The sequence below is a fragment of the Methylobacterium sp. AC832 genome (assembly GCF_979256025.1).
This window is the reverse complement of the sequence record NZ_CEEDMV010000054.1, coordinates 1-262: the sequence shown is the minus strand read 5'-3', so window position 1 is coordinate 262 and position 262 is coordinate 1. Positions and strand designations below refer to the sequence as shown.

General features: G+C 69.5%; 1 protein-coding gene. It reads left to right on the top strand.

Annotated elements, in window-relative coordinates:
• A partial coding sequence (locus AC0IXR_RS25090; protein ID WP_471762601.1) for an oxidoreductase occupies positions 1-262 on the top strand: 262 nt, incomplete at both ends.

The following is a 262-nucleotide window of genomic DNA, read 5'->3' as shown; positions in this document are numbered from 1 at the left end:
CTATGGCGGCTCAGTCGAGAACCGCATCCGCCTGCTGACGGAGGTCACCCAGCCCGTGGCCGACGCCATCGGGAAGGACCGCACGGGCGTGCGCCTGTCACCGAACGGCGAGATCCAAGGCGTGGACGAGTCGAATCCGGACGCTCTGTTCGGGGCCGCTGCCGCCGCGCTCGGCAAGATCGGTATCGCTTTCCTCGAACTGCGCGTACCCGGCCCGAACGGGACCTTCGGCAAGCCGAACCATCCGCCGGTCGCGCCCGTG